This is a genomic window from Streptomyces sp. NBC_00523 (genome assembly GCF_036346615.1).
In the GTDB taxonomy this organism is placed as follows: domain Bacteria; phylum Actinomycetota; class Actinomycetes; order Streptomycetales; family Streptomycetaceae; genus Streptomyces.
The window spans coordinates 200,923-216,711 of record NZ_CP107836.1 but is presented as its reverse complement, the minus strand read 5'-3'; the positions used below and the strand labels follow the sequence as shown (position 1 = coordinate 216,711).

The window sequence follows — 15,789 nt, the reverse complement described above, 5'->3', positions numbered from 1 at the left end:
CACGGCCGCCGGTCAGGACAGGCGGCCGTCGACCATTTCGTACACCCGGTCGGCAGCGTCCATTATCGCCGTGTCGTGGGTGACCATGACCGTGGCCGTGTTGCGTTCGTGGGTCTGCTCGGCGATCAGCCGCACCGCCTCGGCGGACCGTACCCGGTCCAGTGCCGACGTGGGTTCGTCCACCAGCAGGACGGCGGGGGAGGTCATCAGGGCGCGGGCCAGGCCCGCGCGCTGGCGCTCGCCGCCCGACAGCTGGTGCGGGCGGGAGCCGGCGCGGTGGGTCAGTCCGACGGCTTCGATGAGTTCGTCGGCGCGGGTCCGGGCAGTGGTGTCGAGGCGTCCGTCGATGTGCAGTGGCAGCAGGAGCTGTTCCCTGACGGTGAGGGAGGCCAGCAGGTTCGACTGCTGGAAGACGAAGCCGATGTGGCGAAGCCGGGTGGCGGTGCGTTCCTTGTCCGAAAGGGTGGTCAGCTCGGTGCCGGCGATGTGCACGGTGCCCGAGGTGGGCCGCTGGAGGCCGCCGGCGACGGCGAGGAGGCTGGACTTGCCGGACCCGGAGGGGCCGACGACGGCGACGAACTCACCGGGGACGACGGTCAGGCTGACGTGGTCGAGGGCGGTGACGGCGGAATCGCCGTCGCCGAGGGTGAGGGTGACGTCGTTCAGGCGCAGCCCGTCGGAGCGGTCGGTGTCCGCGGCGGTCTGGTGGTCGGTGGCGGGTGTGGTCATCGGGTGGCTCCCAGAGCGGTCAGGGGGTCGACGGCGGTGATGCGGCGGACGGCGACGACGGCGCCCACGGTGCCCAGGACGATGAGGAGGCCGGAGGAGGTGGCGATGGCCGGGGCGGACAGCGAGAAGGGGGCCTTGCCGATCATCGCGCTGCCCAGGGCCAGACCGACGGCGGTGCCGAGGGCCGTGGCGCCGACGAGTACGGCGACGACCTGGGCGAGCGCGTCGCGCAGGATGTAGCGGGTGGGGGCGCCCAGCGCCTTCATCAGGGCGATCTCCGGCTTGCGCTGGACGGTCCAGACGGTGAAGAACGCACCGACGACCAGGGCGGAGATGACGTACAGGAATCCCTTGATCAGGGCCATGGTGCTCGACTCGGCCTCGTAGCCGGGGGACGCGTTGAACGTCTCTTCCTTGGTCTCGGCGAGGGTCCCGGTTGCCTTTTCCACCGCGGCGACGTCGGCGCCCGGCTTCAGGGTCAGGGCGACGGCGGTGGCCTGCCGGCTCGCGGCCTCGGGCAGGTCGCCGGGCAGGCCGTAGTGCAGGTGCCGCCACGTGTCGAGGTCGGCGTAGGCGACGCCGATGTGGCCGTAGGAGATGGTCTCGTCGACCAGCCCCACGACCTTCAGCGGCACCCCGCTCTTGTCCGCGGTCAGCACATCACCGACCTTCACGCCCAGGTCGGCGATCTCCCGGGTGATCACGATGCCCGCACTGCCCTCCTTCAGGCCCTCACCGTCGCCGGGACGGGGTGCCAGGGGGGAGTCCGGTGCCATGCCGAAGACGGCGAGGTTGACCTGCTCGCCCTTCTTGTCGCCCTCGGTCACCTGGGCATTGGCCAGGGTGTTCCCGAACGGCTCCGCGCGCTCCACCCCCGGAGCCTTGGACCACGCCTGCCAGTCCTCCTGCTCCACGGTCGAGCGGGAGAACTGCTCGCTGGTCGCCTTCTCATCGAAGGCCAAATGGGTCACAGGCAGCGCGCGCAGCCCGGATATGCCGGCATCCGCCAGACCAGAGGCAAGCCCCGACAGCAGGACACCGAGTACGGCGATGAGCGCGACCACCGCACCCATCAGGGCGAAGCGACCGCGGGCGAAGCGCAGATCGCGTAGGGCAAGGAACACGGAGTTCTCCGAAGGAAAGGGAAATGAGGGCATGACAGGCTGGCCACATCGCCTCTTTGCCTAAAGTTGACGACGCAGGTGTCGGCATCCTATCGGGTGTTGCCGACACGACCGTCGGTATGTCGCGTGCGTCACCCGCTCCCTCCCCGCCAGGCCGCCAGCGGCGACGGAGGCTTGGCGCACGATCGATCCCGATGTTCCTCAGACCCCATGTCTCTCTGGCACCCGGCAGCGTCGACGTCGTGGTGACATCGCCGCCGTACTGGAAGAAGCGCGACCACGGGGTGAAGGGGCAGCTCGGTCAGGAGGGAAACCCCGAGGCGTACGCACGTGCGCCGGCCGACTGCCTGGCGGACTGGCGACGAACGCTGCCTGCGCGCGGCAGCGTGTTCCTGAATGTCGGCGATACCTATCACCGACGGTCGCTGGCGAATGTGCCGGCACTCGTGGAGCTGGAAGCGGCACGTGCCGGGTGGAAGATCCGTAACCGGGTCGTCTGGACGAAGACGCGGGGAATGCCCGACCCCGTCCGAGACCGGCTCACCTCTCGCCACGAGTACATCATCCAAATGACCCCTCGCCGCAGTTACTACTACGACCTGCACGGCTACGTCGTCGACCACGGCACGGGCCCCGGAGACGTCTGGGCCATCGAACCGGAACGCGGGGGGGACGAAACACCTGGCTCCGTTCCCCGTGGAAGTCGCGCGGCGCGGCATCCGTCTCGGATGCCCACCACGGGTGTGCGTCACCTGCCGGACCCCCGCGCGGCGGTTGCTGAGACGGTCGACGTCGCTCGACCGGTCCCGACCCCATCACGGAGGAAGCCTTCCGGCGCTCCAACGAGGCTCTCACCCGGGCCATGGCCACCGCGAACGGCCCACTGGAACGCGTCGAGGCGTTCTTCGAGCATTGAAGATCACCGTGCCGCCGGAGAAGGTGGCGTTGTCGAAGGACACTGGGCCGTCCGCGCGTACGACGTGATTCGGATGCTCTCCCGCGACGGGACCGCCGTCCGCACCTTCACCTGTGCTCCGCAGGGGTTGATCCGCCTTGCCGCGGACAGCCACTGTCGCCCGATGGCCTTCGTCATCACGCCCGGCCAGGCCGGTGACGCACCCGCGTTCCCCGAAGTCATCAGCCGCCTGCGGGTGCCCCGGTCGACCGGCCGTCCAAGGGCCACAGCGGACGTGGTCCTTGCCAGCCATCGGCCGCGCTCTCCAGCTCACCGCACTTGAGGCCGCGTAACTGGGCCCACGCCCACCGCGGACATGGGGTCGTCCCGGTGGGGTGCTGGCCGGCCGGTGACACGGAACCTCGGGCGGTGGCACCACCCATCCCGGCCCGTTGACCACTCCCTGGTGTCGACGACGGGTAAACCGACCGTAGATCTTGGTGCGAAACGTACTGATGGGGCGTCAAGGTCTTCTGTGGTCATCTTCCTGGATGGAATACAGACAACTCCGGATGTTCTGCGACGTTGCTGGTGCGGGGGCGCGATGATTTTGCTGACTTCGCGGGGGAGTGGGTTGGCTGCTGTCCGGTCGGAGGAGGCTGCCGCTGCTCCGGTTCCTGCCGCGGCGGTGGGTTGTGTGCGCCGTGCCCATAAGAGGTTGAGCCCGCAGGGGTGCGGTGCGCGATGTACGCAGTAGTGCCAAAGCTCCGCCGCCCACGGCTCAGAGGCCTTGGGTGGGGAGTCGCGCGGCCGCGCGGCCGCCGGTTGCCGGGTCCTTCGGGCCCGCCGTCGGCGTGCGGACTGATGAAGGGAAGCCCTTTGCTTTCTGCACCTGCCCGTATACGCCGGCCCTTCTCCGTCTGGAGACGCCGTCTGACTTCCTTGACCACGGGCGGCGCCCTGGTGCTCACGGGAGTAGTGGCGCTGAGCGCGCCTGCACATGCCGCTACCGGCCCGCTCGCCTATGTGGCCAACATAGGTGGCAACACCGTCTCGGTGATCGACACCAGCACCAACGCCGTCACCGCCAGCGTCACGGTCGGCAGCAGCCCCGCCAACGTGGCGGTCTCTCCCGCCGGCACCCAGGCATACGTCACCAATCTGGGAAGCAACAGCGTCTCGGTGTTCGACACCGCTACCAACGCGGTGACCGGGACAGTCCCCGTCGGCAGCAACCCGCTCTCGGTGGCACTGACCCCGTCCGGAGCACTCGCCTACGTCACGAACAACGGCACGAACACCGTCTCGGTCATCGACACCGCGACCATCACGGCCAGCGCCACCGTCACTGTCGGAAGCGGCCCGAACGGCGTGGCGGTAAACCCGTCGGGCGCCACCGCGTACGTCACCAACAACTACGCGGACACGGTCTCGGCCATCGACACCGCCACCAACACGGTCACCGCGACCATCCCGGTCGGCAGCGCCCCCTCGGGCGTGGCCGTCAGCCCCACCGGAACCTTCGCCTACGTCACGAACAACGGAGGCTCCACCGTCTCCGTCATCGATACGGCCACCAACACGGTCAGTGCCACCGTCCCGGTTGGGACCGCTCCCAACGGCGTGTCGTTCAACGCGGCCGGCACGCGGGCCTACGTCGCCGACTACGGCAGCTCCACCGTGTCCGTCGTCGACACCGCGACCAGCACCGTCACCGCGACCGTCCCGGTCGGCAACAACCCGGCTCAGGCCAGGATCAATCCGTCCGGCACGGCCGTCTACGCCACCAACCAGTCCGGCAATACCATCTCGGTGATCGACACCGCCACCAATACGGTCACCACGACGATCGCCGGGTTGACCGGCCCCTACGGCCTTGCCTTCAAGCCTGCGCCCCCCACCTCGGACATCGACGTCGACCTCACCGCCCAGCCGCACCTGGGCGTCCTGACGCCCTACCTCAACTACACCCTCACCGCCCGCAACACCGGCCCCGCCACCCTCACCTCAGCTGCCCTCACCGCCACACTTCCCGCCGGCGCCTCGGCCACCAACCTCGCCACCGGATGTACCTCCGCGACCATCACGGTGACCTGTGTCTTCGGCTCCATCGCCGCCGACGCGAGCGCGAGCAAGACCTTCCGCATCCGCCTGAGCCTGCTGAAACTCGGCCCGGTCACCGTCACCGGCGTGCGGACCGCCTCCGCGCCCATCGACCCCAACCCGGCCAACGACAGCGCGGCTGTCACCTGCACCGCCCTCTCCATCGTCCTCGTCAGCTGCCCCTGACCTCCCGCACCTGGTAGTCCGCTCGTCCCGCCATCGCTGCCTTCCACCGGCCCGATCCGGTGGAAGGCAGCGATGGCGTACTTGATACGGCCGCCCCAGGCCCCTGACGGCCAGCACCCTGACGACATGGCGCGGTGTGGCCACCGGCGCTGTACGGATCCCCCGGCAGGCGGGCAGCCTTCCTCCGCTGTCACGCCGTTTTCCGAGCTTTTCTCCTTTGTAGTGGCTTGAACATTCATTCCAGACTTTCCAGGAATAAATCCGGTCATGTGAAGAACTCCCCGTTACTTTGTGCGGACTCTGCGTATAAGTTCTGTCGTGGCCCGGGCGTCCCATCACTGGCTCGGACCGCAGGTTCATCGACCGGATCTGAAGGGGGAAGTCACATGGCTGACATCGATCTCGGAGTGGCGTCGGACTGGGACGAGGGGGACACCCACGGCCGTATCAAACTGCGCGAGAACCAGGTGTATCCGGGATCGCCGAAGAAGGACGTGCTCATCAGCTCCCCGGTGAGCATCGAGCTGTCCGTGAATACGAACTACTCCAGCTCGCAGGAGGCCGACAAGATCTACTTCACGACCCACCACGGCTCGACGAAGAAGATCATCGCGGTCCTCGACTCCGACGGCAACCTGCACATCGCGGGACGCCTGATCACCGACCAGAAGGACCTCAGCTACTAAGAGGCTGCCGGGGCAGCCCCTGGCGAGCGGCCGGACGCGTCATCAATGCGTCGGCCCTTCGCCCACGCAGCACAAGGGCCCGCACGACCGAGCAGGTCGGCGGGCCCTTCTCGTTGCTGAAATCACCGCACGGCTGCGCAACGACGCCTGGTCCGCGCACTGCCCGCCGGGGCGCGCGTGCCGGTGGGCCCGGACGACCGTCGGATGGGAGTGGGCCCAACGCGTGCGGAAGCGCGAACTGACGGCCATCCACCGTGTGCGGGAGGGCGCCGGCAAAGAGGTCACGGGCACCTTCACCGACCTTGTCACGGGCGCCCCGGTCATCACGAAGAAGGGCCACTACATGTTCCGGCCCGCAGACGAGATGACCTTCCACTCCTACGCCCCCCGCGGTCAGGCTCTCCCGCCTTCGCCCAGCCGGACCCGGCGGTGGGGCTGTTGCCGAGCGGCCCGAGCTCATCGAAGGCGAAGGTGCGATTGGGCTGCTCACGCCTCTTCCGCAGCAGCCGCCCCAGTGTCTTCAGGGCCTCTCCCCTTGCCCACTGCACCCCGATGGCGAGTCTCGGGTCATGCGCGTGTTGGGCAGTTTCCCTCGCGAGAGCTCTCGCTCACCTGTGGCCTTGAATCCGTAGCGCTCGTAGAAGCGGACTGCCCACTCGTTGTAGTCAGTGACCCAGAGCCGCATCGGTGTGCTTCCCGCCCAGGCGAGGAACTCACTCATCAATCGGCCACCGACCCCTTGGCCCTGGGCTTCGTTCAGCAGATACATCGGCCCGAGGGACACCACCTTGTCCCGGCGCCCGCAGAGGAAGCCGACCATCTCGGTCTCGGAGCGGACGACACGGCAGAACAACCAATCCGGTTGCTGCTTCACCGCCTCGACGAACTCCCGCCTCTGGGCGCGACCCCTTGCTCGGTCGCGGCGCCGCGCTGTTCACGGATCCATGTCTCATCGATCCCTGCCTCGTCGTTGGGATACGTCTGCAGCCAGGCTCTGTCGGCGTACGGACTTTTCTCCCCAGATGCGTACGGACGAACGTCCCAACGGGCCCATGCCCCATGAGTCGATCAGATCCCACATCGCCGCCAACCCGCGTGTATCCGGCATGAACAGCCCACTGCGGGACCCCTGCGACGGCACTGGGACACGGACCGGGACAGCTATCTGGAGCCTCCGCCGCGGGGCCTCCGGTAGGGGAGGGCGACAACATGGCCGGGCCGCCGCCACCGGTACCGACGGACCGGCAGTCTCCGCGGCCCCCGCTGGACGCCGGGGCGCCCCGGAATCCCCCGGCGGGCACGGTGCGGGTCACCGGGTCCGGCCACCGCGTGCGGAACGTCGCGGCCGCCCGTGCGGGCGGCAACGGTTCGGCGCGCAGGGCGTCGTCCCGCCGCTGTACGTACGGGCCCGGACGGCAACCCGGCTGTTCAGCGGTGTTCGGGGATCCGGGCCGCGGTGATGGCCACCCGGCGGTCGCCGAGGACGGTCACCTGGGCCGTGACATCGGTGAAGCCGTGGCCGACGGCCCAGTCGACGGCGTCCTCGGGGCCGGCCGGGAGCGGCACGTCCGCGGCGAGCAGGGCGGCGAAGCGGCTGGAGGGACGGAAGTGCCCGGCCAGCGGCAGGGAGTACGCGACCCGGCCGCCGGGACGCAGGACGCGCCGCCAGTCGGCGAGGGCCCGGCAGCCCAGGAAGTGCAGCGAGGACGCGCAGAACACCGCGTCGAGCGAACCGTCGGGCTCAGGCAGCGGCACAGCGTCCGCCACCCGCCAGTCGACGGCCCCTCCAACCGCCCGGCCGCGCCCCGCCTCGATCATGCGCGGCGAGATATCGACCGCGAGCACGGGCGGAGCGCTGTCCGGCCGGGCACGGGCCAGACGCAGGGCGACCGCCCCGGCTCCACAGGCCACATCGGCGACGGCATCGTAAGTACCCCGGCCAGGCACGAGCGAGAAGAGCGTCCGCGATCCTCTCGTGGTGATCGTGGTCATAGCTGTCGGCCAGATCGTCGAACAGTCCGGCAAGGATCGCGGCACGGGTCACCCGGCGATCCTATGCCGGACCCACCGGGAACTTCCGGGGCGGCAGTGGGTCTGCCGGGCCGCACCCGCCCACACACGGCAACAAGGACACCGTCGGCCGGGCGGCCCAGGCCGAGAACGCCACGCACGCGGCGGCCGCCCGGATGCCGGCGTCGCGCATCAGCCACCTACTGAGGTTGCACTCGTGGAGTCGTAGGGGCTGACGGCTCGTCGCTCATGCGGTATCACCGGTGCATGCGGTATCCACAAGGGGGCGGGTTGGCCGCCGAACGGCAGCAGTTCCGCGAGGAGTTACGCCTCCAGGCGGCCGGGAGGTTCGCCAAGGGCGAGGCGAGCTCGGTGATCGCCAAGGATCTGCGGGTCAGTGTCCGCTCGGTGCAGCGATGGCGGCAGGCGTGGGAGGAGGACGGGCCGCGCACTCTGCGGTCGCAGGGACCTGCGTCGCTGCCGAGACTGAGCGAGAAGCAGTTCGCGCAACTGGAGGCGGAGCTGGCCAAGGGGCCGGCCGCGCACGGCTGGCAGGATCAGCGCTGGACCCTGAGCCGGATCAAGACCGTGATCGGCCGGCGCTTCTACCTGACCTACACCATTCAGGGTGTGCGCAAGCTGCTGGTGCGCAACGGCTGGTCCCGCCAGGTCCCCGCCCGCCGGGCCATGGAACGCGACGACGAGGCCGTGGCCGGCTGGGTGAAGGAGACCTGGCCCTGCGCGGAAGACTTGCGGCGGCCTGTGGAGCCTGGCTCGTCTTCGAGGACGAAGCCGGCTTCTCCATGACGCCGCCGCAGGCGAAGACCTGGTCACAGCGCGGTCGAACCCCGGCGGTACGGGTCCGCGGCCGCTCCCACAGACGCATCTCCATCGCAGCGGTGACCTGCTACAAACCCGGTCACCGCTCGAGGCCGATCTATCGACCCCGCCGCGACGACGGCAACCGCGACGGACGCAAGAGTTTCTCCTGGCGCGACTACCGCGACCTGCTCATCGCCGCACACCAGCAGCTCGGCGGCCCGATCGTGCTGGTCTGGGACAATCTCAACGTCCACAAGGCCGCCGACCTGCGGAAATGGGCGGCAGGCCAGGACTGGCTGACCATCTACCACCTGCCGCCCTACGCACCTGACCTCAACCCCGTCGAAGGCATCTGGTCGCTGCTGCGGCGCGGCTGGCTCTCCAACGTCGCCTTCAGCACCCCTGAACACCTCGTCCAGACCGTCCGACGCGGCCTCCGCCACATCCAGCACCGCGGCCACCTCATAGACGGCTGCCTCACCGAGACAGGACTGACCAACAGGCCCTGATCACCGAAGACGACATCACGAGTTCAACCTCAGTAGCTCATGACAGGAGGCTCTCACACAGCTCTGACAGCCATAAGAAACGACGTCTTATGGCTTGGCCGGGTCAGGCAACGGGATCTTCCGGGCGCCGTGGGACCAGGCGACCAGCACCATCAGGGCAGCGGTTGTGCCAGCGAGCGTCATGACCAAGGATGGGGCGGAGTGGTCAACCACGACGCCTCCGACCAGCGCCCCGATGGAAATGGTGGCCTGGAACGAGGCCGTGAAGAGCACGGATGAGGCTTCGGGTGAATTGGGTGAGGCCTTGGCGAACCAGGTCTGCGAGCAGACAGGCACGGCACCGTAGGCAACACCCCACAAAACCAGCAGGGCCACGGCGCCGAGATCATCTTTGCCGAGCACCGGGAGCAGCACAGTCGCGCCGGCGATCATCAGGGCGGCGGCTGCGAAGGTGCCCATCGGATACCGTGCCACAGCCGATCCGCCCAGGAAGTTCCCGGCAATTCCTGCAACTCCGTACACGAGCAGATAGACCGTGATGAGCCCGGCGCTCACATGAGTCACCTGCTCCAGGAACGGTGTGACATAGGTGTAGGCACCGAAGTGGGCGAGCACTACTAGGAACGTCATCACCAGGGCGAACCGAGTATTGACACTCCTGAGCATGCCCGTGAGCGCACTCAGACGAGTCGGCTCATCGGTCGGCAGCGGCGGGACCACCAGGAGCAACATGGCGAAGACACAGAGGGTCAGAATTCCCATGGTAAGAAACGTGGTACGCCATCCCGCAATGTCTCCGATGAGCGTACCCAGCGGGACTCCGAGCACGGACCCGAGAGGCACCGCGGAGAAAATCACGGCTGTCGCCCGGCCGACCGATTCGGCAGGTACCAGCCGGCTTGCCAGCCCCGCGCCGATGGACCAGAAACCACCGATGGTGACCCCGACCAATACACGTGAGAATAGGACCAGCCAGTAGCTCGGCGCAACCGCGGCCAGGAAATTCGCCAATGCGAGCAGCAGAATTAGAGTACCCAGCATGAGCCGACGATCGATGCGCCCCGTGGCGACAGTTACCACGGGCGCCGATACCGCGGCCAGGAAACCAGGCATGGTCATCATCAGACCAGCCATTCCGTCGGAAATTGTGAAACTCGAGCCAATCGACGTCAAAAGGCCGATCGGCAGGATCTCGGTGGTGATGATCGAGAAGATCCCCAACATCACCGAAATCACCGCCAGCCACGATACCAATGGTGATCGAGCCGGCAGTGAAGGTGAGTCGATGGAAGTGGTGGTTGCTGTGGACATGAATCCCGTCCTGTGCTGGGCATCACATGGAGTGTGACACTATTTGAGCAGGATCAGGAGCTGCCTTCTGGCAGTTTCGCGACGTCAACAATGGCTTCCGCGTTCGGCGCGTCCGAGGAATACCGTAGTTCCGGTTCGGGCGGTCGGCGGCGTTGTCGTGCACATGTGTCAATCACGTGATGGAGCTGCCGAGTTGAACTGCACGGGCTCGAGGGTGCCTTCGCGCATCTGCACTGGTTCCGTCGCCTGCGCATCCGCTGGGAGATACGTGACGACATCCACGAAGCCTTCCGCGCCCTCCGATGCGCACTGATCTGCTCGCGACGCCTGACGAAGCTCTAGCCGCAGCCGCGGCTGTCCAAGGTGGCGCTGAAGCCATGGTCCTGAAGCACTGGGAACGTCTGCACTGAGCCGCACAGCCATGCGCCGATCTCTTCGTGGGACGCCCTGATGGCGCTGACCAGCTCCACGGCGACCTCCGGCTTCTGCTGGCCGACATTCAGGCGCAGTTCCGCAACCGAAACCTCCCGATACGGCATGCTCAGCTGCCACCAGAAGCGCATGAGATACCGGCACCCCTGCGGCTCGCGATCATCCGCCAGGCGACTGGCGATCATCGCCTGAACACGCTGCCGCTGCTCAACGTCGCGGAATCCGTCTCGAAGGCCCGTCAGAGTCACGGCCGGACCGTACCAACCGTGCTCACCTGCAAACCCAGCGAGGTCATTCCGTTAGGAGTTCTCAGGGCTGGGGTCAAGCTCTTGGTCGACGGTCCAGCGGTCGATTCCTTGCCGATGCCGGCTACCAAGGAAAGCTCGCCACGGACTCGCCCGCGGTGCGGGTAGCCGCCCAGGCCGTCGGGTGTCCGGCAAGGCGATGCCCCCCCGACGATCCCTTGGGCGCCGAGGCCTGCACTTGATCATGATTCGATACGCGCCCCAGCGGCTCCACTCGACCATCGGCTACATCACGCCGCACCAGGCGAGGGTCCGCTGCCGTCAACGGCTGGACCTCGCGGCACAATACGAAAGCGTCGGACCCAAAGGGGTCCTTGGCGGCGCTGAGGGTGGCCGTGCGGGCGTCGTGGAAGTCGGTCGTGGAAACCATGTAGCTCGTCAGGGCGGTGTAGAAGATGTTCAGCGCCTTCGCCCGCCCGATGCCGGTGACGGCGGAGCCGTCGTAGGTGGCGGAGTTGTACGTGACGTTGCCGATGGTCTTCTGGCCGCTGCCTTCGGCGCGCAGGTAGAAGGCATGGGAGGAAATGCCGGAGCCCGCGTGCACCTCTGTGTCGTACGCCTTCGAGGACCAGTAGTCGACGGTGCCTTCGAGCTTGTCGAGGGAGGGCTGGTCCAGGCGGCGCAGGAAGCCCTGCGCCAGGCCGAGCTTCTCGCCGAGCAGGTAATTGGGCGAGTTGGTGGAGTTGTTCGTAGCGAACTCCATGCCGCTGCCGAAGATGTCGGCCAGCGACTCGTTGAGAGCTCCGGGCTCGCCGAACTGATTGCCCCTGCTGTCGATGCGGGTGGGCTCGAGGCCGGCGGTGGCCCCGACCACTCCGTGCGACAGCTCATGACCCGTGACGTCCAGAACGACCAAGGGGTTCTTGAAGGTGGAGCCGTCGCCGTCGCCGTATTGCATGCAGCCGCAGTCGGGGTTCCAGAAGGCATTGCCGACCTTCGAGCCCCAGTGGACCATGCCGTAGGCGCCGCCGCCGCCGACGGGCACCTGCCTGGCGCCCTCAACATCCCCCTGAACCAGATTCAACAGGCGCTGCCCGACATCCGCCACGCTGCCGAGCGCGGTGACGTCCTGGTGGTCTGTGCGTCCGGCGTCCGCTAGGAGAACGTCTGCCGCATCCTCGCCGACCACCACATCGCCGCCGTCACCCTCTCCGGTGGCACCGGCGCCTGGGCCGCCGACGGCCACGACCTCCACCATCCCCAGGACGCCGTCGGCGCCACCTGGGGCATGGAACGTCAGGTCCGTTTCACCGCCGGCACGGTCGTCCTGACCGGTCTCCCTTTCGGACTCCTCGTCCACCCGGCCTTCCAGATCCTCTCGGCCGGCCTCGCCGCCGGACTGGTCTTCTCCGCCCTCACCATCACCTGCGGCATGGCCGGCCGCCATGCTCGCCAAGCTCCCCCACAACCGCTCCCGCGCCGCTGGCCTCCGTAAAGCTCGGGCCGGGCTCCGCAACCGCTGACAGGGGTGGGGGAGGGAAGAGGGCGGGGATCCGGTTCTCCGGCTCCTCGCCCGCTTTGAGGCTGACGCGAACAAGGCTGCTGGAGTCGACGGTCTTCGCGACCGCTCACCTGATGTCGGGCGGGACGTGCGGAGACCACGCCGAGCGGATGGCTGCCTTCGGCGATGACGCAAGCGGCGGTGATGTCGAACGCGCAGCAGATCGGCGTCGCCGCGCGGCCTCATGACGGGTGACTCCTCGTCGTGGCCGCGATGGTCTGCCTCACCTGGTCTGTGAGGGCAGTCAGACGAGGCGATGCGGCGCCGTTTCCGCGTCGGGCATCCCGCGTTCCTCGAACAGTAGCCGGAAGCCCGCCCGGCGCCCCTCCAAGTCCGGTAGTTCAGTACTCGCCGAGGACGCCTGAGACCGGCAGGCAATGAAAGCGCGACATCAGCGCATCCTGCTGGGCCAGGGTGCGGGGCCGGTGATGGCGGGCGCAGCGGCAGAGCGGCAACCGGAGTTCCATCGGCCTAAGGTCGGGTCCACCTCACGCTCCGTATTGACTGAACCCGGACGTCTGCCAAGTTCGGCCGTTCGGCATGACAGCGAATGCCTCGTAGCCGTCGAGGGTTTCCAGCCAGTCCCGTCCGCCCGGGCCCCTGGCGAAGGCTGCGGTGGCGTAGGCGTCGGTCATGGTCAGTGTGGGCCCTATGACGGTGAGGGCAGCGAACTCCGTGGCGGGTGTACCGGTGTGCGGGTCGAGGATGTGGGCGCCTCGTTCAGCGGTGCCCGAGGTGGCGATGGCCATGGTGCGGTCGGCGGTGATGACGGTGGCCAGTTCGCCTGGGCGCAGTGGGTGGGCGATGCCGACGCGCCAGGGGCTGCTGGTGGTCGCTCGGCTGCGGAGCTGGAGGTCACCGCCGCCGTTGGTACAGGTGTTGTGTGCGCCTGCAGCGTGGAGAATAAGGGATGCGGCTTCGGTGGCCCAGCCCTTCACGAGCCCCGAGGGGTCGAGGATGCCGCCCGAGGTCGTGCTGAACCAGCCGTCGGTGGCACGGGTGGCCTGTGCGCAGAGGGCCAGCACTTCATGGACTTCGGGCGGGCAGTCGCCGAGCCGGATCTCGCCGCGGTCGAGGCGGCTGATGTAGCTGTCGGCGCGGTAGGTGGAGAACACGGCGTCGACCCGGTGGAGCAGTTGTACGGCCCCCTGGACGGCGTCGTGGATGGCCGGGGTGGGCTTGTCCCGGATATCGAAGGAGAAGACCGTGCCCATCACGTGCTCGACGTGACGCAGTTCGGTTGCGGTGTCAGGCATGGGCCTGATCCAGTGCGCTCTGCAGGGACTGGATGTAGCCCTGGCTGGTGTAGCTGGCGCCGGAGACGGCGTCGATGTGCGCGCTCTGTGTACCAAGGGCTTCCTGGGTGAGGCGGGGCAGGGCGTAGGCGGCGAGCTGCTGGTCGCGGCCGTTGCTGTCCGGGGCCTGAAGCACCTTGACCGCGGTGATCTTCCCCTGGGAGAGAGTCGCCGCGACCTGCACGGTCCCGTACTGGGTGTCGATGGGATCGCCGGTGAACGTTCCGGTGCCTGTGGATGCGCCCGGCGAAGTGCTTGGGGAGGTGTGCGGAGACGACGAGGGCGTTGACGGCGGGCTGCCGGCGACGACGGGGAGATGGTGGGGTTTGAGGGAGAGCAGCGCGATGACCAGGGCGCTGATCCCGGTGGTGGCGAGGACGGCTCTGCGCATGGTTGCTCCTCAGAACGCGAAAGACTCGTGGTGGATGCGTCGTGCGGGTACCCCGGCTTCCCGTAGGGCGCTCTTGGCGGTCTGTGTCATACCTGGCGGGCCGCAGACATAGACGTCGTGCGAGGCCAGGTCCGGAACCAGCGCGCTCAGCCCGGGGGCGGTGAGAGGGGATGGGCGTCCGGCGGGCTCGTCGACCAAGTAGTGCACGGTGGCCTGTCGGCGTGCGGCTATGGCGTCGATTTCATCGCGCAGGGCGAGGTCGTCGGGCCGACGGGCCCTGTAGACGAGGGTTACCTGTCCCGGCAGCGTCTCGAAGAGGGTGCGCAGGGGTGTGATGCCGACGCCGCCGGCCAGGAGCAGGACCTTGGGTGTGGTGCGCCGCTTGGCGGTGAAGGCGCCGTAGGGCCCCTCGGCCCAGACCCGGGTGCCCGGAGTCAGGTGGGCCAGTGCGGCGCTGTGCCCGCCTGCGGTCTTGACCGTGATGCGCAGGTGGCGGGGGTGAGCGGGGGCAGAGAGGGAGTAGGGGTTCGCTGTCCACCACAGACCGCGGGCCATGAAGCGCCAGCGCAGGAACTGTCCCGGCTCACCCCCCAACTCGTCCAGATGTTCGCCAGTGAGGTGAACGGACACCACACCCGGTGCTTCGGGGCGTACCGCGCTGACGCGCATCCGGTGGCGCAGTCCCCGCCGGACGGGGGCGACGAACCGGTACCAGGCGAGAAGGGCGGCGACGCCGAGGAACAGCGTGTACCAGGCGATCTGGACGGGGCGGTTGCCGACGAAGTCGGCTCCGTTGGAGAGCTGATGTCCGAAGGCGAGAAAGACGGCGAGGTAGGTGGCGAAGTGCAGGTAGTGCCAGGTCTCGTAGCTCATGCGGCGGCGCGCGGCGCGCGCCGACAGGATCCCGGTGGCCAGGAAGAGCAGGAAGGCCGCCGTGGCTTTGAGGAGGTCGGGGTAGTGCAGGACGAGGGTGGAGGTCTGGCTGACCACGCTGGTGTGTGAGGTCAGGGAGTAGCCCCAGATGATCAGCAGGGTGTGGGCGAGGACCAGGGAGATGGTGCAGCGCCCGCCCAGTGCGTGCCAGCGGGCGAGCCGATCGGTGCCGATCGTGTGGTCCAGCATGGGAACGCGGGCCATCAGGGCAAGCAGTACCGCACAGGCGTAGCCGGCCAGGAGCCCTGTGATGCGTCCCGCCCCGGTGAGCCACCCCGCCGGCCCAATGACCGAACCTGTGTCGCTCCACCACAGCGCCAGCACCCCTGCGGCGCCGGCCCAGATCACCAAAGTCGCGAGGAACGGCACAGGACTGCGGTGCGGACGCCGGTGGCGCGTCCCGCGGCTCACAGGGGGAGTGGTGAGGGTGCTGGCCATGAGGTTCCTCCGGCAGGGACTTGCTCCGGCGATGGGCGGCCAGCATCACAGCCCAACCTCTGCGTACCTTCTGAATCGGACCTGCCCTGCGGCTCTCGGCACCGATTCAGAGGAAACTC

Annotated in this window: 12 protein-coding genes and 4 pseudogenes; 6 read left to right on the top strand and 10 right to left on the bottom strand. The window is 68.1% G+C overall.

Annotated elements, in window-relative coordinates; genetic code table 11:
• Nucleotides 1–12 precede the first annotated feature (12 nt).
• Together OHS17_RS01065 and OHS17_RS01060 are read right to left on the bottom strand one after the other, a co-directional pair.
• Nucleotides 13–729, bottom strand: coding sequence for an ABC transporter ATP-binding protein (locus OHS17_RS01065; RefSeq protein ID WP_330310605.1), 717 nt, complete (start codon nucleotides 727–729; stop codon nucleotides 13–15).
• Nucleotides 726–1,853 (bottom strand): ABC transporter permease, encoded by a 1,128-nt coding sequence (locus tag OHS17_RS01060; protein WP_330310604.1) that lies wholly within the window; start codon nucleotides 1,851–1,853, stop codon nucleotides 726–728. The genes OHS17_RS01065 and OHS17_RS01060 overlap by 4 nt, the downstream gene beginning before the upstream one ends.
• 119 nt (nucleotides 1,854–1,972) lie before the next feature.
• On the opposite strand from OHS17_RS01060, the pseudogene OHS17_RS01055 reads away from it, so the two are divergent.
• The 4 genes and pseudogenes from OHS17_RS01055 to OHS17_RS01035 all read left to right on the top strand — a co-directional run.
• Nucleotides 1,973–2,440 (top strand): annotated as a pseudogene (locus OHS17_RS01055) (DNA methyltransferase); the annotation flags it as partial.
• Between the two features lie 227 nt (nucleotides 2,441–2,667).
• Nucleotides 2,668–2,760, top strand: a pseudogene (locus tag OHS17_RS01050) (TetR/AcrR family transcriptional regulator); the annotation flags it as partial.
• 1,014 nt (nucleotides 2,761–3,774) lie between these two features.
• The gene (locus tag OHS17_RS01040) at nucleotides 3,775–5,037 is read left to right on the top strand and encodes a YVTN family beta-propeller repeat protein (RefSeq protein WP_330310603.1); all 1,263 of its coding nucleotides are present in this window, start codon (nucleotides 3,775–3,777) and stop codon (nucleotides 5,035–5,037) included.
• Between the two features lie 386 nt (nucleotides 5,038–5,423).
• On the top strand, nucleotides 5,424–5,723 hold the full coding sequence (locus OHS17_RS01035) for a DUF6342 family protein (RefSeq protein ID WP_132905263.1): 300 nt from the start codon (nucleotides 5,424–5,426) through the stop codon (nucleotides 5,721–5,723).
• 520 nt (nucleotides 5,724–6,243) lie between these two features.
• On the opposite strand, the gene OHS17_RS33835 is transcribed toward OHS17_RS01035, so the two are convergent.
• Together OHS17_RS33835 and OHS17_RS01025 are read right to left on the bottom strand one after the other, a co-directional pair.
• Nucleotides 6,244–6,597, bottom strand: coding sequence for a GNAT family N-acetyltransferase (locus tag OHS17_RS33835; RefSeq protein WP_443066118.1), 354 nt, complete (start codon nucleotides 6,595–6,597; stop codon nucleotides 6,244–6,246).
• A 554-nt stretch (nucleotides 6,598–7,151) separates the two neighbouring features.
• Nucleotides 7,152–7,634, bottom strand: coding sequence for a class I SAM-dependent methyltransferase (locus tag OHS17_RS01025; RefSeq protein ID WP_330310602.1), 483 nt, complete (start codon nucleotides 7,632–7,634; stop codon nucleotides 7,152–7,154).
• A gap of 366 nt (nucleotides 7,635–8,000) precedes the next feature.
• Here OHS17_RS01025 and OHS17_RS33830 point away from each other — a divergent pair.
• Nucleotides 8,001–9,064 (top strand): IS630 family transposase gene (locus OHS17_RS33830; RefSeq protein WP_443066117.1). Its coding sequence is split into 2 segments (ribosomal slippage): nucleotides 8,001–8,444 and nucleotides 8,447–9,064, totalling 1,062 coding nucleotides; the frame shifts between segments, so codons are not numbered across the junction.
• Between the two features lie 87 nt (nucleotides 9,065–9,151).
• Here the strand turns inward: OHS17_RS33830 and OHS17_RS01010 are convergent.
• The 3 genes and pseudogenes from OHS17_RS01010 to OHS17_RS00995 form a co-directional block, all read right to left on the bottom strand.
• Nucleotides 9,152–10,375: an MFS transporter gene (locus tag OHS17_RS01010; RefSeq protein ID WP_330310599.1), complete on the bottom strand. Its 1,224-nt coding sequence runs from the start codon at nucleotides 10,373–10,375 to the stop codon at nucleotides 9,152–9,154.
• Between the two features lie 338 nt (nucleotides 10,376–10,713).
• A complete protein-coding gene (locus OHS17_RS01000) occupies nucleotides 10,714–11,055 on the bottom strand; it encodes a hypothetical protein (protein ID WP_330310598.1) in 342 nt (113 codons plus the stop codon).
• A gap of 349 nt (nucleotides 11,056–11,404) precedes the next feature.
• Nucleotides 11,405–12,079 (bottom strand): annotated as a pseudogene (locus OHS17_RS00995) (M4 family metallopeptidase); the annotation flags it as partial.
• Here OHS17_RS00995 and OHS17_RS00990 point away from each other — a divergent pair.
• Nucleotides 12,005–12,575: pseudogene (locus tag OHS17_RS00990) on the top strand (rhodanese-like domain-containing protein). The pseudogenes OHS17_RS00995 and OHS17_RS00990 overlap by 75 nt on opposite strands.
• Before the next feature lie 526 nt (nucleotides 12,576–13,101).
• Here the strand turns inward: OHS17_RS00990 and OHS17_RS00985 are convergent.
• Genes OHS17_RS00985 through OHS17_RS00975 form a run of 3 tightly spaced genes read right to left on the bottom strand, consistent with a single transcriptional unit; the run spans nucleotide 13,102 to nucleotide 15,670 of the window.
• Nucleotides 13,102–13,869: an FAD:protein FMN transferase gene (locus tag OHS17_RS00985; protein ID WP_330310597.1), complete on the bottom strand. Its 768-nt coding sequence runs from the start codon at nucleotides 13,867–13,869 to the stop codon at nucleotides 13,102–13,104.
• Entirely contained in the window at nucleotides 13,862–14,299 is a 438-nt protein-coding gene (locus tag OHS17_RS00980) for an FMN-binding protein (RefSeq protein ID WP_330310596.1), read from the bottom strand. The genes OHS17_RS00985 and OHS17_RS00980 overlap by 8 nt, the downstream gene beginning before the upstream one ends.
• A 9-nt stretch (nucleotides 14,300–14,308) precedes the next feature.
• Nucleotides 14,309–15,670, bottom strand: coding sequence for a ferredoxin reductase family protein (locus OHS17_RS00975; protein WP_330310595.1), 1,362 nt, complete (start codon nucleotides 15,668–15,670; stop codon nucleotides 14,309–14,311).
• Nucleotides 15,671–15,789 lie beyond the last annotated feature (119 nt).